The organism is Alcaligenes sp. CHO6, assembly GCF_037120595.1.
Lineage (GTDB): Bacteria > Pseudomonadota > Gammaproteobacteria > Burkholderiales > Burkholderiaceae_B > Alcaligenes > Alcaligenes ammonioxydans.
In genome coordinates this window covers 858,883-877,376 of the sequence record NZ_JBANCI010000001.1, presented here as the reverse complement: position 1 = coordinate 877,376, position 18,494 = coordinate 858,883, and the positions used below count along the sequence as shown (strand labels likewise).

The following is an 18,494-nucleotide window of genomic DNA, read 5'->3' as shown; positions in this document are numbered from 1 at the left end:
CAAACTCCGGTTTGCGTTTTTGATTCTCAGGAGGCTTGCATGAGCGTCAGCACACAGGAAAAACGTCGCCGTTTTCGGGCCTTGCATGAAAATGGCCTACTGATTCTGCCCAATCCCTGGGACATAGGCAGTGCCCGCCGGCTCGAGCGCATGGGCGCTCAAGCCCTTGCAAGCAGTAGCGCCGCGTTTGCCTGGTCCAGAGGATTGGAAGACTTTGAAGTGGGGCGCGACGCCCTGCTCGGCCACTTGCGCGAGCTGAGCGCCTGTACCAGCCTGCCCATCAACGCCGACTTTGAAAATGGCTTTGCCGATGAGCCCGAACACGTGGCCACTAACGTCAGTCTGGCCATTGAAACCGGCATCGCCGGTTTGTCCATTGAAAATCGGCAGACGCAGGGCCTGTATGACCTGGATCTGGCCGTTGCCCGGATGCGAGCCGCCAAACAAGCGATTCGCGAGAGTGGTGAGGATGTCATGCTGGTGGGCCGCTGTGAAGGCCTATTGATCGGTGCGCTCAGCCTGGAGGAGACCATAGCAAGACTACAGGCCTTTGCGGCGGCCGGGGCTGACGTGGTTTACGCCCCCGGTTTGCGAGTGCTGGACGACATCGCCCGTCTTGTTCGGGCACTGGCCCCTACCCCGGTCAATGTTCTGCTGATCCACCCCGGCCTGACCGTGCCCGATCTGGCCGCCATAGGTGTGCGACGAGTCAGCACCGGTTCCCAACTGGCCTTGGCAAGTTGGAATCATTTCGAACAAGTGAGCCTGCAACTGCTGGAGCAAGGCCACCTGCCCCCCACTGCAGCGCATCGCCCTTGGCCTTAGCGTGCCGGGACAGACCGGGCAGGCATAAAAAAGCGCAAGCAACCGGGCTTGCGCTTTTTAAGCTCTCAGTCAGAACTCATCTGTCCTGATTCTGCTCACTGGAAGTGTCCGCCTTGGACTTCTGATCGGCTTCCACGACAGCTTTCTTGGGAGCCACCCAATTCAAGGGCTCGACCTCAAAGGCTTGCTTACGACGTACTGGTTTCGATTTGCTCACGAATAACTCCTGCTCAATATCGACAGGGGGCGCTGCCCTTAGCACCCCGATTTCTTTATTATATCAATGATTAGACCACAAATCAATTCAACACGCGTTATAAACGCATTATCAGATCAAATTAGACGACGTTGAGCAAAAATAAAAGAAATTAAAACCGAGCTTTTCATAGACAAAAAGGACATCGACTTCTTCGCCCTGCCTTGCTGGCAGGAACCGAACAAGGCCCGGCCCTCCCCTCTCGCTTCACAAGTTGGATTACAACAATAAAGAGACCACGACATGCGCGATTCACACCCCACCGACCACCTGGATCGATCCTTGCGCAGTTTTCTGCGTATTGCACAATTAGGCTCCGTCAGCAAAGCGGCTGAAGATTTAGGACTGAGCCAATCGAGTCTGAGCAAACAACTGAGCGCACTGGAGCAAAGCCTGGGCCAGACGCTATTTATCCGCACCGGACGCGGCGTCAGCCTGAACGATGCCGGCGAGCTACTGCGCCAGGCAATTGAACCGGCATACAGCCGCATTGACAGCGCTATCCACGCCGTGCGCCAGGAACATGGCATCCATTCGGGCACGGTACGGCTGGCGACGGTGCATACCCTAAGCTACTACTTCATGTCGGATGTTGCAGCCGCTTTCATGAGCACCCACCCTGGCGTGAACTTGTCTCTGTTGGGGCGCAGCTCACCAGAAGTGGTGGCCTTGGTCGAAAGCGGCAAAGCCGACGTAGGATTTGTCTACGATTCGGCCGTAGACTGCGGAGGGCTGATTTCCCATTCTTTGTTTGACGATCATATGTGCCGCATCTCTGCCAGACACGAGGCCGTGCCCAGCACGGACCTCCGTCATCAGGACTTGCGCCTGATTGGTTTTCCGCCCCACTATGCCCTGCGCCGCATGATTCACAGCAGCGGGCTGCAATCCGGGTTTGTGGCTGAGGTCGAGACTATAGACGCCATGTTGCGACTGGTGGCGTCCGGACTGGGCGACTGTATTTTGCCCAGCCGTATTCCCGACACCTTGCTGCACGAGCATCAACTGCATAAATACCCCATCGAGCTCCCCAGCCTACAACGTCGGGTGGTGGCGATCTTGCGGGCAGACCGTGACCCACAAGCCCTGACCTCACGGCTGCTCGAATGTGCTTTACGCATAGCTCAAAGCGTGTGACAAGACACTGCAACAAGAGCGTGTCACAAGGGCTCGTTACAGATAGCCAAGCCGTAAAAAAACGGGCCTGACGACCGACATTTCAAGTCTGGAAATTGCCCAGAATCTTGAAGGCCTATCACCTGGCCCGCTCACTTAACGGCTCTAGCCCAAGGCCGGGTTCCCTCTGCGGCCTTGGATTGCACACTGCTTTATTTACTGTGCCACGCAGTCCACGTAGTAGCGTTTCTGACCAGTGGCATCCACCTCTTCCACGAAACCGTGAATATCAGTCCCAAAACCCGGGCACTGACGATGCAGTTCACGCGAGAACTTCAGGAAGTCCACAATCGTTTTGTTGAACGCTTCACCGGGGATCAGCAATGGAATACCCGGTGGGTACGGTGTAATCAGGTTCGTGGTGACACGACCTTCCAATTGATCGATCTCCACGCGCTCTGTGCGGCGCTGCGCAATGCAGGCAAAGGCATCCGCCGGACGCATGACCGGCACCACATCAGACAGGTACATATCGGTCATCAGGCGGGCAATGTCGTGCTTGGCGTAAAGCTGATGCACATGCTGACACAAGTCGCGCAAGCCCATTTCCTCGTAGCACGGGTACTGGCGCGCAAACTGCGGCAGGACACGCCAGACTGGCAAGTTGCGGTCATAGTCATCCTTGAATTGCTGCAGGGCAGTCACGAGGGAATTCCAGCGGCCTTTGGTAATGCCAATCGTGAACATGATGAAAAAGCTGTAGAGCCCAATCTTCTCCACGATCACGCCCCGCTGCGCCAGGAACTTGGTCACGATGGAGGCGGGAATGCCGGTTTCCCCGAATGCCCCCTTCAGATCCAGGCCGGGTGTGACAATCGTTGCCTTGATCGGGTCCAGCATATTGAAGCCGTCTGCCAGGGGACCAAAACCGTGCCATTCGCTATGCTCGGGATCGTCCGTGATGATCCAGTCCTCGGGCTGGCCCACCCCATCTTCGGCCAAAGTCGGCGGGCCCCAGACTTTGAACCACCAATCGTCCTCATCGAACTGGGATTCCACCTTGCGCATGGCGCGGCGAAAATCCAGTGCCTCGATAATGCTCTCCTCGACCAGCACGCGACCGCCGGGCGGCTCCATCATGGCGGCCGCCACATCGCAGGACGCGATGATCGCGTACTGCGGGCTGGTGCTGGTATGCATCAGATAGGCTTCATTGAACAAGTGCCGGTCCAGGCTACGGGTAACCGAATCCTGAGCCAGCACATGGCTGGCCTGACTCAGACCAGCCAGTAATTTGTGCGTGGACTGGGTGGAGAACACCATCGTCTCTTGAGGACGCGGGCGGTTCTTGCCCATGGCATGAAACTGACCATAGAAAGGATGAAACGCCGCGTGCGGAATCCAGGCTTCGTCAAAGTGCAGCACTTCCACATAACCATCCACCGCATTTTTGATGACCTGAGTGTCATAGATGATGCCGTCGTAGGTGGACTGAGTCAGCGTCAGCACACGCGGTTTCACCGTATCGGCATCCAGATGAGACAGCAACGGATGGTTGCGGATCTTCTCGCGAATGGTTTCGATATCAAATTCGCTACGCGCAATGGGGCCGATAATCCCGAAGTGATTACGAGTCGGACGCAAAAACACCGGAATGGCACCGGTCATCACAATGCTGTGCAGGATGGACTTGTGGCAGTTGCGGTCGACGACCACCACATCACCCGGTGCCACAGCATGGTGCCAGACAATCTTGTTGCTGGTGCTCGTGCCGTTGGTCACGAAAAAGCAATGGTCAGCATTGAAGATGCGCGCCGCATTGCGTTCGCTGGCACCAATGGCACCGTTGTGATCGAGCAATTGGCCCAGTTCCTCGACGGCATTGCAGACGTCGGCCCGCAGCATGTTTTCACCAAAGAACTGGTGAAAAATCTGCCCCACCGGGCTTTTCAGAAAGGCCACGCCACCGGAGTGACCGGGGCAGTGCCAGGAATAGGAGCCGTCCTCGGCGTAATCGAGCAAGGCTTTCAAAAAGGGGGGTTTGACCCCTTCCACGTAACTGCGCGCCTCCCGCACGATGTGACGCGCCACGAACTCGGGCGTGTCCTCGAACATGTGAATGACGCCTTGCAGCTCGCGCAAAATATCGTTTGGCATATGACGAGCGGTTTTGGTCTCGCCATAGACATAAATGGGCACATCGGTATTGCGCCGGCGAACAGCCCGGATAAAGGCACGCAGATTGACCAGCGCAGGCGCACTGTCTCCATCTTGCGTGAACTCCTCATCATCGATGGACAAAATAAACGCACTGGCACGACTTTGCTGCTGGGCAAACTGACTCAGATCGCCATAACTGGTGGTTCCCAACACCTCGAAGCCCTCGGCCTCGATCGCATCTGCTAATACACGAATGCTCAGACCAGACGCATTTTCAGAACGAAAATCCTCATCGATGATCACAATGGGGAATTGATATTGCATGCCATGTCCTTAATACAAGGGAGTGCCGCAGGGGGCGGCAAAAAAAGGGAGGGACGCCAGTCGCTTTTGTGCTGCAGATCGTACCGATTTTCACGTCCCGTCATTTGACACTTGCTTTTCCCTACGTCCTTGGGCATAATTTTACATGTCCCAGGACAAAACAAAAGGCGTGGTGACAGATTGGCTATGTGACGGACTGCAAATCCGTTCAGGTTGGTTCGATTCCAGCACACGCCTCCATCTTGCTTGCATTCAAGACCGACAAAACTGGCTTAAGTTCCGGTTTGATGTACACAGAAAAAGTCGCCTTTAGGGCGATTTTTTTATTCACTTTTCCTGGGCTGCAAATCGGCACACTCTGCGCTGCGGCCAAGCATTTTCATCCCACTTGGCCCACCAATCCAACTTGGCCTGCAATTTAACACAAGCACGCGCGTGATCTGCGCAAAAAGCCCGCTTTTTCGTGCCCTAAAAACATCACTGTGCATGTAAGACCTGCGAGGTCTTGAACCCTGTCTTTGGAGCTGTTACATGCAAATAATGAACAGTGAAACTCCTGGCCTCACGTGTCTGCTTTTTACTACGACCTAGTACAAACATCCGCCATCCGTATTTGATTCACCCCCGCAAGCCTGCTGGCTTTAAAACCAGCCTTTGGCCTGCGCTGATATGATGGCGGCATTCGCGCATGCTCCAGGTCATCGAGCGGCTTTGTCCGCCCTGCTGGCCGCCTCTGCCTCACCCATAACCATAAGACCGTCTGCAAACGGTTTTCACCGATTCAAGTCGATTGTCGAACACCATGAAATTAACCACCTGGAACGTCAATTCTCTGAACGTTCGTCTTCCCCAAGTGCTGGACTGGCTGGCAGCCAACCCCGTTGATGTACTTTGTCTTCAGGAATTGAAACTGCCGGACGAACGTTTTCCTTTGGAGGCCTTTCAGGAAATGGGCTATCACGCGCATTGGGCTGGTCAGAAGACGTATAACGGCGTGGCCTTGATTTCCCGCGAGCCAGGCACGGACGTACAACGCAATCTGCCCAATTACGAGGACCCCCAGCAACGGCTGCTGGCTGCCACCTACCCCTCGCCGGATGGCCCGGTCCGTGTCGTCAGCGCCTATTGCCCGAACGGGCAATCGCTGGACAGCGACAAATACAGCTACAAGCTGGAATGGTTCGCCGCCTTGCACGACTGGCTGGAAAAAGAATTGCAGCAGTACCCCCGACTGGCTATTTTGGGCGACTATAATATTGCCCCGGCCGACCAGGATGTCTACGATCCCGTGAAATGGGGGGTGGATGTGCTGGTCTCCCCGCCCGAGCGCGCGGCGTTCGAGCGCTTGCTGGCCCTGGGACTACATGATGCCTACCGTCTGTTTGAGCAAGAGGGTAGCCCGTTCACCTGGTGGGACTATCGCCGTTTTGCGTTTCGCCGTGATGCCGGGCTGCGTATTGACCATGCCCTGCTGTCTGATGAACTGAAGGCGCGCTGTCTGGCCTGCGAAATTGACCGTGAGCCACGCGCCAATGAGCAACCTTCGGATCACGCCCCCGTTACCGCCATCCTGTCTTTTAGCTGACACACTCACTTCATTATGCAAATTCAAAGCCAAATCATCGAGCAGACCGACTCAGCCTATGTGCTTGAGATCACCTTGGAAGAGGAACACAAGGTCTGGGCCTATCTGGCCGTCAGCGAACCTGATCTGGATGCGGTTGCCACCATTGTGCCTCCCGAACAATTCGAGGCCGGAGGCGATGTGCATGTCATGGCCATTGCTCAGGCAACGGACGCCCCGCAGGAAGTGGAAGCCGTGCTGTTTTCCATGAACCCCAACGATACGGTCGTCTTTCTGTGCGCCGACACGGCCAGTGTGCAGGCTGTCCTGAATGAGTTTGGGCAGACCGACCCAGACAGCCATTAATTTTTTTATAAAAACACCACTATTTGAGTCCGCTCTCCATGTCCACGAGCTATCCTGGCACCGTTTTTATGGTTGTCGCCCCTAGCGGGGCCGGCAAATCCAGTCTGGTCAACGCCCTGTTGACCAACGATTCCAACATCATGCTGTCCATCTCGGCCACCACGCGCGCGCCGCGTCCCGGAGAGAGTCACGGCGAGCACTATTTCTTCGTGGATAAACCACGTTTTGAGCAGATGTGTGCTGACAACGCCATGCTGGAATGGGCTAAAGTCCATGACAACTACTATGGCACCCCGCGCGAACCCATTCAGAAAGCCTTGCAAGAAGGCCGTGATGTGTTGCTGGAAATCGATTGGCAAGGCGCTCGTCTGGCCCGAGCCCATTTTCCTGAGGCCGTAGGCATTTTCATCCTGCCGCCCTCCTTACCCACCTTGCAGGCGCGTTTACGCAAACGCGGCCAGGACAGCGAAGAGACGATCGCCCGTCGCCTGGAGGCGGCCGAGCACGAAATCGCCCATGTTCACGACTGTCAATATGCTATTATCAATGAGGATTTTGATACGGCATTACAGCAGCTATTGAGTATTGTGCAGGCCAGTCGTTTGCGCACTGCCACTCAGTCAGTACGGCATCGCCAACTCTTTCAACAATTAGGCGCAAATGCCCTGCTGAACCAGGGCTGATCTCCTTCTTATTTCTTTTTGATAACAGGTCTACTATGGCTCGCATCACTATCGAGGACTGCCTGGAGCAGGTCCCTAATCGTTTCAAGCTCACTTTGGCCGCAGCTTACCGTGCGCGTGAACTGGCCCAAGGCCACGAACCACGCCTGGAGAGCAAGAACAAGCCTACGGTTACCGCCTTGCGAGAAATTGCCTCGGGCGCGACCGGTCTGGAAATGCTGCGTAAAGTTCCTACCTGATCGACACGGGCGGAGCACAGTATGGCATTTTCTGGTTTACGGGGCGCATCGTCTGGGCTGTTGGCCGTCCTTAAAAAAGGTTCACGGCTAGGGCGGCGCAAGCCTAAAGAGAAGACGCCCGCGGCCCAGGCATCGGCCGTGCCAGACAGCGCCAACCCGCCGATTGCCTCGCTGGCTCCCCTCACCAAGATCATCTCGCAGTACCTGGACCCCAAAGATGTGGAACGGGTACGCGAAGCCTACCGCTTCTCCGACCAGGCGCATCTGGGGCAGTTTCGCGCCAGTGGTGAACCCTATATCTCGCACCCGATTGCCGTTACGGAAATCTGTGCCGGCTGGAAGCTGGATACCGATGCCCTGATGTCAGCCCTGCTGCACGACGTGATCGAAGATCAGGATGTCACCAAGCAGGAACTGGCCGAGAAGTTTGGTACAGATGTAGCCGAGATCGTGGATGGCCTGTCCAAACTGGAACGGCTGGAGTTTGCCACCAAAACGCAACAGCAAGCTGACAGCTTTCGCAAGATGCTGCTGGCCATGTCGCGCGATGTACGCGTCATCCTGATCAAGCTGGCTGACCGCTTGCACAATATGCGTACGCTGGACGCGGTCAAGCCCGAAAAGCGCCGCCGTGTGGCCCAGGAAACCCTGGACATTTATGCTCCGATTGCACATCGTCTGGGCTTGAATGCCCTGTTTCGCGAGCTGCAAGACCGCTGCTTCAAGGCCATCTATCCCAACCGCTATAAAGTGCTGCACAAGGCCTTGCTGGCTGCGCGTGGCAACCGCCGAGAAGTCTTGAGCAAGATCACCGAAGCCGTCAAGATTGCCTTGCCGGCTGCCGGGATTGATGCCGAAATTTCCGGCCGCGAAAAGTCGCTCTACAGCATTTTCTGCAAGATGGTCGAGCAGAAGAAATCCTTTTCGGATGTGCTGGACATTTACGGCTTTCGCGTCATTGTGCATACCTTGCCCGAGTGCTACCTGTCTTTGGGCACCCTGCACCAGCTCTATCGCCCCGTGCCAGGGAAATTCAAGGACTACATTGCCATCCCTAAAGTAAATGGCTATCAGTCCCTGCACACAACCTTGATTGGCCCCTACGGCACCCCCGTCGAGTTCCAGTTCCGCACGCGTGAAATGGACCATGTGGCCGAGGAAGGTGTCGCCTCTCACTGGCTGTACAAAGAAGATGACGTCACCCTGAATGATCTGCAAAAGCGCACACACCGCTGGCTGCAGTCCTTGCTGGATATTCAAAGCCAGACGGGTGACTCCACGGAATTTCTGGAACACGTCAAGGTTGACCTGTTTCCCGATGCCGTTTACGTTCACACGCCTAAAGGCAAGATTATTTCTCTGCCACGCGGCGCAACGCCAGTCGACTTTGCCTACAGCATCCATACGGATATTGGCAATCACGCCGTGGCGTCCAAGATCAATGGCGAGTTCGCCCCCTTGCGCACTGAGCTGAAAAGCGGTGACTCGGTGGAGATCATTACCTCCCCGGCTGCCCGACCCAGTGCCCAATGGTTGAACTACGTCCGTTCGGGCCGCGCCCGTTCGGAGATTCGCCACTACCTGCGCACCGTCAAATACGAGGAATCCGTCGCCTTTGGCCGTCGCTTGCTCGATCAGGCCTTCGACCAGCTAGGTTTGCCTCACGCCACAGACGACGACCCCAACTGGGACAAGCTGGCCAAGGGATCGGGCGCCGCATCCCGTGAAGAAATTCTGGCCGATATCGGTTTGGGCAAACGTCTGGCCGCCGTGGTAGCCCGGCGCTTTGCCCCGGAAAACCCTTTGCTGGAAACAACAGCTGCTGAATTTGACGAAATCAGCGCCAACACCTCGGCCCCTATTCTGATTCATGGCAACGAAGGTCAAGCCGTGCAACTGGCCCCCTGCTGTGGGCCTTTGCCTGGTGACGCCATTATTGGGGGGATTCGCCTGGGCCATGGCCTGGTAGTGCACATGGCGGAATGCGCGGTGGCACAGCGCGCCCAGGCCAAGGAGCCGGAGCGTTGGGTGCCGGTGATGTGGGACAGTAATACCGCCCGCCATCTGTCCACCCGACTGGATATCACCACCATTAATGAACGGGGAGTTCTGGGGCGTCTGGCGGCTGAAATTACCGATGCCGACTCCAACATCTTGCACATCTCCATGCCCGACGAGTCGGCAGCCACTTCCGTACTGCATCTGACCGTTCAGGTGGACAGTCGTACTCATCTGGCCCGCGTTATCCGGGCGATTCGACACGTTCCTCAGGTTCAGAAGATTGTGCGTGTCAAAGGCTAAGCCCATCCGCCCAAGCAAGGCCTGCCCTTAAAACAAAAAAGCCTACTGACAACAGTAGGCTTTTTGTTGGCTTGCCGCCTCAGTCAGCGCGTAGATATCGGCCTACCGTGAAAAAGACAAGCGCGGGCCACAGCATTCAGACCCCGACATAGGCCGTACACAAGCCATAGGCCACCACGCCCAGCAATGTTGATCCCGCAATCCCCCCTGGCCAGCGACGGCCCAGCAAGACGCCGGCCAGGCCGGCCAGCAAAGGGGGCAAATCCAGGGCCAACTGATCGGGACGCAGCAAGGATATCAAGGACACGACCAATAAGGACACCACGCCCGCAGGACCAATCGCACCGAACAAACGGGGCCAGATCGAAATACGACTGGGATCAGCTTTGTGCTGACGTCCCCCAAGGCGCAAAGGTAGATAGCGAATCAAAAATGTGCCCAGTCCAGCCAGCACAACCATGAGCAGGAAACTCCAGTCCATCTCCACCCCCTACGCGCGGCGCAAAGCCATCAAACCCCCGGCCAGCATGCCCACAATAATGGCCAAGTACGAGGGCAGCAAAGTCATGGCAAGCAAGGCTCCCAACGCCGCAGCCAGCAGCACGGCCATGGGTGCCGAGCGGCGGATTTCCAGCAGCAAGGCAAAAAACAGCGCTGGCAGAACAAAGCCCAAGGTTTTTTCCAAAACCGGTGACTGCCCCAACAAGTCGCTGGCAAAATAAGCGCCTACCGCCGTACCCAGCACCCAGGACAGATACGATCCCAGTTGCAAACCGCAATACCAGGACTCCTGTTCCAGGGGTGGTTGACGCGCTATGCCGGCCGCAGAGGCCGCAAACACCTCATCGGTCAGGCCAGGAGCCAAAAACAGGCTGGAGACCGTCCTGGGACCGGTAAAAAAACCCATCAGGCTGGGGCCATAAAACACATGACGCAGGTTCATTACCAGCACAATCCCCAAAATACTGGGATAGGCGGCACCAGCAAGCAGCAGGCTGATCAATATAAACTGGCTGGCGCCGGCGTACACGACCAGAGACACCACCACCGCCAACCACGGCGACAGACCCGCATGCACGGCAGCCAAACCAAACGAAATGGCGACGGGCACATAGCCCAGAGCAATGGAGGCGCTGTCGCGCAAACCACGTCGATACGCCGAACCGATCATCATGAAAAACCTTGTTGCGCCTGTCTAGGCCTGAAAAGCACCAATAAAGATCGCTGGATCTACCCGAGCATTGTTCAGACTGACATTCCAGTGCAAGTGAGGGCCCGTTGCACGGCCCGTCGCACCCGAACGTGCCACCACATCACCCCTGCTGACGCGGTCGCCAACTCGTACATCAAAGGTCGACAAGTGGCAGAACATGGTGATCAGGCCCTGACCATGATCCACAAATACAGTTTTGCCGTTGAAGAAGTAATCCGCCACGATGGTCACGATTCCGTCTGCCGGCACCTTGACCGCCGTGCCGGTCGGCGCTGCGAAGTCCAGGCCGGAATGGGGGTTGCGCTCTTCACCGTTGAAGAAACGGCGTAGACCGAAAGGACTGGTCAGACGCCCCGGCACTGGTTTTTCAAAAACCACATTGCTGGGTCCCTCTTCGCGGAAACTGGCATAAGCCTGCATCTGCTCTTCGTACTCACGCTCGAAACGGGCCTGCTGTTGCGGGTCCGGATTCACATGGGACTTGTTCTTAAGGGTGATACGCTGCTCACGATACCGTTTGCTGCCCACCTGGAACCCCACCGCAGGCTGGCCTTGCACCACGAGGCTGTGTTGACCAGGCCGTGTTTTCAGGTCCAGGCCCACAATGGCTTTCCAATGCCGGTCAGCATCCTGAATCACCAGGACACGCTGGCCGTTAAAGTTCGCTACCGGCATCGTGGCGGCCGTTCCCAAGTCCAGCACGGCCACTCCGCCCGGCACTGGGTGGTGCAGCGTACGTTCGATGAATGTGCCCGCAGGCGGCGCCGCGTGGGCCCACCACGGAGCGGTCAAGCCCCAAACAGTTGCGGCGCCTATAAGGCGCCGCCGTACCATCGAAATATCCGTGTGAGTCATGCTCATACTCTTTGAAAATGCCCCTGGAGCCCACGGGCTCCAGGGTTGTGTCGTGTGATGCGCGTCGCCTTATTCGTTATCGCCGCTAGCGCTCAACTCTTTTTCCGCCTCGGGCAGAAGCTGAACCTTTTCCTCAACACGCATGGCCTGCAACACAGCCTGCGTCTCGGTACGAGCCATGGCTTGTGTCAGTTGTGCAGTCAGCATGTCCAGACCAGGATTGCCCGCCTTGCCTGGCTGATGGCTCAAAATCTGCACCACCGTGTAGCCCTGGGGCTGACGATCACCCACATAGGCGGGCAGCTTGTCCACCGGATTGGCCAGCACCTTGTTCAACAAGGCCTCATCCATCTCCGGGAACTCGGCACGGCTCACGGCAAACTGGGCCGAGAAACTCTCAGGCTCTGCCCCCGCCTGCAGCTCTTTCAAGTAGTCCTCACCGGCCTGAACGGCCAATGCAGCAGCCTTTTCACGACGCAGGTTTTCTTCGGCAATACCGCGCACCTTATCCAGTGCCGGCACATGCGCTTGCTTCACATCCACAACGCGCAGCGCGATCAACGTGTCTGGCGAGACTTCCACGACACCCGCATTCTTGCGCGAGGCCATGGCTTCAGCGTTGAACAAGGCCTGCCGCACGCGACTGTCATCGAGCACGGCCGCATCGGGACTGTCGGCCGCAGCCAATTCACCGTCAACCTGGGAAGCCGGAATCAAACCCTGACGGCTGACGCCTTGGGCCTGTTTCAGGGTCAGCCCCAGTGCATTGGCGGCCGCTTCCAGATTGTCTTCATTTTCGTATACCAGATTGGTCAGCTTGCTGGCCATATCGGCAAAGCGCTCCGAGGCCAGCTGTTTGCGCACTTCATCCTGCACCTTGCTACGGGCTTGCTCAAAGGACTCACCTTGTTCTGGCTGAACCTCATTGCTCTTGAAGATATGAAAACCATTAGGCCCTTCGATCACGCCCGACACATCGCCTTTTTTCAAGGCGAACACGGCGTTCTCCAGCACGCTGGGCCAGGAACCTTTGCTGATCCACCCCAGTTCCCCGCCTTCACGGGCGCTACCCTCGTCCTGGGAATGGGCGCGGGCCAAATCGGCAAAACTCTCTTTATCGGCCTGTGCCTTTTCAGCCAGCTCGCGCGCCTTGGTCTGGGCCGCTTCGCGTTCGCTGTCAGAGGCGCCAGCCGGCAAGGTCACCAGAATATGACTGATATTGACCCGACCGGCCTGCACATAACGCGCCTTGTTTTGCTCGTAGTATTGCTTGAGCTGCTCATCGGTCGGGGTGGGCAAATCCTTGGAGGCCGCCGCTTCATTGAGCAGCAGATATTCCACCTTGACTTGCTCGGGCAGTTCCAACGATTGCTTGTTCGCGTCATACCAGGCTTGCAAGTCGGCATCACTGATCTGCACCTTGGATTCAAAGTCACGAGTCAGGAAGCTGCGAACACGCACGCCACGCTCTTCCGTCAGCGCGATCTCCAGCTTGTTCATCACGCTGGGCAGCATGGAGGCGCTGGCTGCCACTGGGCCGAGAACACGTTGCAGGGCCAACTGGCCACGCTGGCTTTGTTCGAAATCGCGGGTATTGATACCGGCCGAGGCCAATACCTGGCTATACAGAGCCGGCGAAAAGACGCCATTTTCCTGAAACTCCGGCATGGAGGCAATGTAATCGCGCAGCGCAATGTCAGACACGTTGAAGCGGTCAGCAGTAGCCACTTCAATTTGTACTCGCTGATCGATCAAAGACTCCAGCAAAGCACGACGGCTCTCTATGCTGTCGGCCTGGGCCAGATCAAAACCGGAAGGATTGTTGCGCTGCATATCATCGAGCTGCATGCGGCGCGCACGATCAAATTCCTGGCTGGTAATAGCGCTATCGCCAACTTTGACAATATCGCTATCGCCAGAAACATAGCTGGAGTAGCCGCTGACGCCAATCAGTACAAAAGACGGCAGAATCAGCACTAACAACACCAGCTGCATGACGCGTTGGTTCTTACGGATAATCTCGAACATTAATCATCACCTACTTTCGCTTGCAGCAAGGTGCTGCGGGCGGCGCATCAGACCGGAGAGAGAGCCCGGCTCGGCCTGAAAATATACCGTGTTTGAATCAAGTGTGTTTGGCTTAAACTGTGGCTTCACGAAGTGCCCAACAGCGCTCCAAATAGGGCGTTATGAGTACTTGATGTGGCCTAGGATCGGATTGTAAATCCAAAACCTTAACCGTACAGTGTACAGCCCCGGTTAAAATAGTACATTGGCTTTTTATCACGCCGCTTGCGAGTCCGCCATGCCTTCAATGAATCATCACTGGCCCTACCCCGCTTTGATCGCCCACCGTGGTGCAGGCAAGATTGCGCCGGAAAATACCCTGGCCGCCATTCGGGTCGGTACACAGAACGGTTTTCGCATGATGGAGTACGACGTCAAACTGAGCCGTGATGGGGTTCCCGTGCTGCTGCACGACGACACGCTGGAGCGCACGTCGAATGGACAAGGCTTGGCCTCCCGACTGACACTGGCCGAACTGTCCGCCCTGGACTTTGGCGCCTGGCATTCCTCGGCCTATGCTGGAGAGCCCATACCCACTCTAGGTTCGATTGCCGCCTTTACCCTGGCCAATCAGGTTCACAGCAATATCGAAATCAAGCCCACCGCGGGACACGAGGTGGAAACCGGACGTCAGGTCGCCCTGGCTGCCCAGGCTTTATGGGCTCAGGCCAGCCTGCCTCCGCTGATGTCCTCTTTTTCCGAAGTCGCTCTGGAGGCGGCGCAGCAAGCCGCACCTACCTTGCCCCGAGCCCTACTGATTGAAGAGGAAGTTCCTGCTGATTGGCCGGAGCGTTTGGAGCGTCTGGGCTGTATGGGGCTGAATCTGAACGACCGCTTTGTCAGCCAGGCCCTGGTGCAGGCGATCCGTAGCAAAGGCTATACCGTCGCCGTCTGGACCGTGAACGACGCCGAGCGAGTGCGCGAACTGCTGGACTGGGGATGCAATGCCATCTTCACCGATAAGGTCACCACGATCCGCCCCGACACGCTTTAACTCAACCGCAACACCAGGATTTCTTTTGTTCAGCTATCGTCACGCTTTTCACGCCGGCAACCACGCGGATGTACTCAAACACGCCACCTTGCTGCATATTTTCAATTATTACGCTCACAAAGACAGCGCGTTCAGCATCATCGACACCCACTGCGGTGCTGGTATCTATGATCTGGAACACGACTGGGCGCAAACCAAAGGCGAGTTCTACGACGGCCTGGACCGCGTCTTGCAGCAAGATGAGTACCCGGAGCTGGTGGAGCACTATATTGACGCCATTGCCGACCTGAATCCGGACGGAACCGCCCGCTATTATCCCGGTTCTCCCTGGCTGGCCCTGATGCATCTGCGTGCGCAAGACAGCTTTCATGGCTTCGAGTTGCACCCGACTGAATTTGACGTTTTGAGCACGAACGTGGCGCAACTGTTTCCTCAAGGAAACCGCCGGGTGCGCCTCTATCAGGAAAATGGCTTTGAACAGCTGGGACGGCTACTGCCGCCGCCATCACGACGCGCCATCGTGGTAATGGACCCTTCGTACGAGGCCAAGTCCGACTATCAGCAAGTCTTGAACAGCGTCAGAAACGCCCTCAAGCGTTTTGCCCAGGCCTGCATGGTCGTGTGGTATCCGATTGTGCAACGCCCCGAAGTACAGGCCTTGCAACGCAAGCTGGAGCAACTGGAGACACCTTGGCTGCATGTGAGCCTGACGGTTCGTGCTCCGGCCAAAAATGGTTTGGGTTTGCATGGCAGTGGCCTGTTCATCAGCAATCCTCCCTGGACGCTGCTCAACGCTCTGGAACAAAGCATGCCTTGGTTAACAAAAACGCTGGCCCAGGATGACAAGGCCAGCTTTCAACTTCGTCATTCGGGGCTGTAAACCGCCCCGTTTGCCTTTAGGCCAGACGCTCGGACTCTTTCATGTAGCGCCACTGGCCCATAGGCAAATCACCCAGCACCAGTTCGCCAATACGCACGCGCTTCAGGCCCACCACTTTCAGGCCAACCAGTTCACACATGCGGCGAATCTGGCGTTTCTTGCCTTCGCGCAAGATGAAACGCAGCTGATCATCGTTTTGCCAGGACACTTGGGCGGGCAGCAAAGGCTTGCCATCCAGGCTCAAACCAAAGTTCAGCAGCTCCAGCCCCCGTTCGCTGAGCTTGCCGGTCACTCGCACCAGATATTCCTTGTCGATGACCGAGTCTTCGCCAATAATCTGGCGCGCAATACGACCGTCCTGTGTCAGGATCAGCAAACCGGTGGAGTCAATGTCCAGACGGCCTGCAGGCGCCAGACCGCGCAAATGCGCCGGGTCAAAGCGTTGACTGCCACGGCCGCCCTTGTATTGGTTGGCGGCACTGATCAGCGACACCGCATTGCGGTAACCGGCCTCGGCCTGTCCCGACACATAACCCACGGGCTTGTGCAGCAAGATGGTGGCACGTTGAGTCTGACGCTGACGCGCCTGCTTTTCCAGTGTGATTTTCTGATTGGGGTAGGCTTTGCTCCCCAATTCAGAGACGATTTGACCGTCCACACGGACCCAGCCGCGCTCGATAAAAGCGTCCGCCTCACGGCGTGAACACATGCCGCGCTGGGCCATCAATTTTGAGATACGTTCTTTTTCCATGAGCGCTATTTTATGGCTTTGGCGATAATACAGGACATGAAATTTCCCTCCAGCATAAAAAAACCTTGGCATGCGCAGGTCCATCCCAGCGCAAGCCCTGCTCAAAAGTACTGGCTTCATCGTCCGGGCGCCCTGACCGCGGGCCTGCGTCGGCTGGGCCTGGTCCATCTGGACGTCGTGCGCGAATACGCCTGCCGCCTGAACCCGCAAGAGGCCGCTTTGATCCGAAAGCCGCCGGGCACGCTGGCCTGGGTACGGGAAGTGTCCATGAGCGTGGACGGAATCCGCTGCGTGGTCGCCCGCAGTTTCACGCCCTTGGCTGCCTCCCACAGTGTCTGGCAAGGCATACGACGGCTGCGCAGCCGCCCGCTGGCCGACATGCTTTATAACGATGCCCAGATACAACGCTCGGCCTTTCTCAGTTGCCGTTTACATCGCGGCATGAGCTTTTTCCGCAGTGTTGAGCGTGCCTGCAAACAGGATAAGGAGCCGGTACCCCACGCGCCGCTGATTCTGTCACGCTGCTCGGTTTTCTGGCGCCACGGTCAGCCCCTTTTGGTGGCCGAGTCCTTCATGCCCGCCTTCTGGGATCACGGTGCTACACTGGCTTAGTCATATTTCGACATTAGTTAATAATACTGAGTTATATAACGAGCCTAACCATGTCCACGCAAGTCGATCAAAGCCGCCGCAACGCCTTTATTCTGTCTGGAATGCAAGCGCTGGGGGGAGCAAATCCGGCATTGGTGGTGGCCTTGAGCAGTCTGGTCGGCCAGAAAATGGCCAGCAGCCCCGATCTGGCAACCTTGCCGGTGGGTATTTTCAATCTGGGCTTGGCAGTCGGTATTTTGCCGGCCGCCTATCTGATGCGCCGCCTGGGACGCCAGGGCGGCTACCTGATTGGCGCCTTGCTGGGTGTCGCAGCGGGTCTGCTGGCCGCTGCAGGAATCTATGGCCTGTCCTTTGCCATGTTCTGCATGGGCACACTGCTGGCCGGATTCTATGCCTCCTACGTGCAAAGTTATCGTTTCGCCGCCGCCGACGAGGCCAGCGAGATCTTCCGACCCAAAGCAATCTCCTGGGTGATGGCCGGTGGGCTGCTCGGCGCCATTATCGCCACCCAGACCATTATCCATACGCAAGACATCTGGCCTGACCACCCTTTTGCCGCTGCCTTCCTGGCACAAGCCGCCTTGGCAGCTCTGGTGTTGCCTTTCGCCTTCAGCTTGCGTCTGGCACCCGGTACACGCCACCAGCGGCAGAAAGTGCCCTATACCGGCCGCCCCTTGCGCGAGATTGCCTCCAATAGCTACTTCATCATTGCCCTGATCGCCGGGGTCGCCTCTTATGTGCTGATGAACTTTCTGATGACGGCCTCGCCCTTGGCTATGGTCATGCATGGCCACAGCCTTAAAGAATCCACGCTGGGCATTCAATGGCATATTCTGGCCATGTTCGGCCCCAGTTTTTTCACCGGCCATCTGATCAAGCGCTTTGGCAAGATCCCGGTCACCTTTGTTGGTGTGCTTTTGCTGGGTCTGGCCAGCATGGTGGCTTTACTGGGCATGACCGTACCGCACTTTTGGGTCAGTTTGATTTTGCTGGGGCTGGGCTGGAACTTCGGCTTTATCGGCGCTACCAATATGGTGGTGGATTGCTACCGCCCTGAAGAGCGTAGCCGGGTGCAGGCCCTGAATGATTTCATCATCTTTACCTGTGTGGCCTTGTCCTCCTTCACCTCGGGCCGTGTGCTGGCCGTGTATGGCTGGTATGGCGTCAACACCTGGACTTTACCGATTTCCGCCGTGGTGATGCTGGCTCTGGCCTGGTTGTACTTCAAGAACAAGCGTCAGCCCTACTTCGCCAGTTAAGCAAAGCGACAACCGCAAAGCGACGGCTC

The 18,494-nt window shown here is 56.9% G+C and carries 18 protein-coding genes and 1 tRNA gene; 12 read left to right on the top strand and 7 right to left on the bottom strand.

Going from position 1 to position 18,494, the window contains the following annotated elements:
- Positions 1 to 39 precede the first annotated feature (39 nt).
- Positions 40 to 825, top strand: coding sequence for an isocitrate lyase/PEP mutase family protein (locus tag V6936_RS04130; protein WP_336579463.1), 786 nt, complete (start codon positions 40 to 42; stop codon positions 823 to 825).
- 76 nt (positions 826 to 901) lie between these two features.
- Here the strand turns inward: V6936_RS04130 and V6936_RS04125 are convergent, their stop codons facing one another.
- Positions 902 to 1,042 (bottom strand): hypothetical protein, encoded by a 141-nt coding sequence (locus tag V6936_RS04125; protein WP_336579462.1) that lies wholly within the window; start codon positions 1,040 to 1,042, stop codon positions 902 to 904.
- Between the two features lie 282 nt (positions 1,043 to 1,324).
- Between V6936_RS04125 and V6936_RS04120 the strand changes: the two genes are divergently transcribed.
- Positions 1,325 to 2,218: a LysR family transcriptional regulator gene (locus V6936_RS04120; RefSeq protein ID WP_336579461.1), complete on the top strand. Its 894-nt coding sequence runs from the start codon at positions 1,325 to 1,327 to the stop codon at positions 2,216 to 2,218.
- Positions 2,219 to 2,413: 195 nt separating this feature from the next.
- Here V6936_RS04120 and V6936_RS04115 read toward each other — a convergent pair whose 3' ends face one another.
- On the bottom strand, positions 2,414 to 4,681 hold the full coding sequence (locus V6936_RS04115) for an arginine/lysine/ornithine decarboxylase (protein WP_219234865.1): 2,268 nt from the start codon (positions 4,679 to 4,681) through the stop codon (positions 2,414 to 2,416).
- A gap of 166 nt (positions 4,682 to 4,847) precedes the next feature.
- On the opposite strand from V6936_RS04115, the gene V6936_RS04110 reads away from it, so the two are divergent.
- From V6936_RS04110 to V6936_RS04085, 6 genes are all read left to right on the top strand, one after another.
- Positions 4,848 to 4,921: transfer RNA gene (locus V6936_RS04110), tRNA-Cys, on the top strand.
- 562 nt (positions 4,922 to 5,483) lie between these two features.
- Entirely contained in the window at positions 5,484 to 6,266 is a 783-nt protein-coding gene (gene xth / locus V6936_RS04105) for an exodeoxyribonuclease III (protein ID WP_003799672.1), read from the top strand.
- 15 nt (positions 6,267 to 6,281) lie between these two features.
- Positions 6,282 to 6,611, top strand: a complete 330-nt coding sequence (locus tag V6936_RS04100; protein ID WP_003799670.1) for a hypothetical protein — start codon at positions 6,282 to 6,284, stop codon at positions 6,609 to 6,611.
- Positions 6,612 to 6,649: 38 nt separating this feature from the next.
- Positions 6,650 to 7,294, top strand: a complete 645-nt coding sequence (gene gmk, locus V6936_RS04095; protein ID WP_003799667.1) for a guanylate kinase — start codon at positions 6,650 to 6,652, stop codon at positions 7,292 to 7,294.
- A 35-nt stretch (positions 7,295 to 7,329) separates the two neighbouring features.
- A complete protein-coding gene (rpoZ, locus tag V6936_RS04090) occupies positions 7,330 to 7,533 on the top strand; it encodes a DNA-directed RNA polymerase subunit omega (RefSeq protein WP_003799665.1) in 204 nt (67 codons plus the stop codon).
- 21 nt (positions 7,534 to 7,554) lie between these two features.
- Complete coding sequence (locus V6936_RS04085; protein ID WP_336579459.1) at positions 7,555 to 9,834, top strand: RelA/SpoT family protein; 2,280 nt, start codon at positions 7,555 to 7,557, stop codon at positions 9,832 to 9,834.
- A 136-nt stretch (positions 9,835 to 9,970) separates the two neighbouring features.
- Here V6936_RS04085 and V6936_RS04080 read toward each other — a convergent pair whose 3' ends face one another.
- The 4 genes from V6936_RS04080 to V6936_RS04065 all read right to left on the bottom strand — a co-directional run bounded on the left by V6936_RS04080 (position 9,971) and on the right by V6936_RS04065 (position 13,930).
- On the bottom strand, positions 9,971 to 10,315 hold the full coding sequence (locus tag V6936_RS04080) for an AzlD domain-containing protein (protein ID WP_100214767.1): 345 nt from the start codon (positions 10,313 to 10,315) through the stop codon (positions 9,971 to 9,973).
- Between the two features lie 9 nt (positions 10,316 to 10,324).
- Positions 10,325 to 11,008 carry an AzlC family ABC transporter permease gene (locus tag V6936_RS04075; protein ID WP_336579458.1) on the bottom strand — a complete coding sequence of 228 codons (684 nt, stop codon included), beginning with the start codon at positions 11,006 to 11,008 and terminating at the stop codon, positions 10,325 to 10,327.
- A 21-nt stretch (positions 11,009 to 11,029) separates the two neighbouring features.
- The gene (locus tag V6936_RS04070; RefSeq protein ID WP_003799659.1) at positions 11,030 to 11,902 is read right to left on the bottom strand and encodes a peptidoglycan DD-metalloendopeptidase family protein; all 873 of its coding nucleotides are present in this window, start codon (positions 11,900 to 11,902) and stop codon (positions 11,030 to 11,032) included.
- Positions 11,903 to 11,971: 69 nt separating this feature from the next.
- A complete protein-coding gene (locus tag V6936_RS04065; RefSeq protein ID WP_003799658.1) occupies positions 11,972 to 13,930 on the bottom strand; it encodes a SurA N-terminal domain-containing protein in 1,959 nt (652 codons plus the stop codon).
- Between the two features lie 286 nt (positions 13,931 to 14,216).
- Between V6936_RS04065 and ugpQ the strand changes: the two genes are divergently transcribed.
- The gene (ugpQ, locus tag V6936_RS04060) at positions 14,217 to 14,963 is read left to right on the top strand and encodes a glycerophosphodiester phosphodiesterase (RefSeq protein ID WP_336579705.1); all 747 of its coding nucleotides are present in this window, start codon (positions 14,217 to 14,219) and stop codon (positions 14,961 to 14,963) included.
- A gap of 25 nt (positions 14,964 to 14,988) precedes the next feature.
- Positions 14,989 to 15,843, top strand: a complete 855-nt coding sequence (locus tag V6936_RS04055) for a 23S rRNA (adenine(2030)-N(6))-methyltransferase RlmJ (RefSeq protein WP_336579457.1) — start codon at positions 14,989 to 14,991, stop codon at positions 15,841 to 15,843.
- Between the two features lie 16 nt (positions 15,844 to 15,859).
- On the opposite strand, the gene V6936_RS04050 is transcribed toward V6936_RS04055, so the two are convergent.
- Positions 15,860 to 16,594: a pseudouridine synthase gene (locus tag V6936_RS04050; protein ID WP_003799654.1), complete on the bottom strand. Its 735-nt coding sequence runs from the start codon at positions 16,592 to 16,594 to the stop codon at positions 15,860 to 15,862.
- Positions 16,595 to 16,630: 36 nt separating this feature from the next.
- On the opposite strand from V6936_RS04050, the gene V6936_RS04045 reads away from it, so the two are divergent.
- Both V6936_RS04045 and V6936_RS04040 read left to right on the top strand, forming a co-directional pair.
- Positions 16,631 to 17,206: a chorismate--pyruvate lyase family protein gene (locus tag V6936_RS04045; RefSeq protein WP_003799653.1), complete on the top strand. Its 576-nt coding sequence runs from the start codon at positions 16,631 to 16,633 to the stop codon at positions 17,204 to 17,206.
- 50 nt (positions 17,207 to 17,256) lie between these two features.
- The gene (locus V6936_RS04040; protein ID WP_336579456.1) at positions 17,257 to 18,465 is read left to right on the top strand and encodes an MFS transporter; all 1,209 of its coding nucleotides are present in this window, start codon (positions 17,257 to 17,259) and stop codon (positions 18,463 to 18,465) included.
- The last annotated feature ends 29 nt before the right edge of the window (positions 18,466 to 18,494 follow it).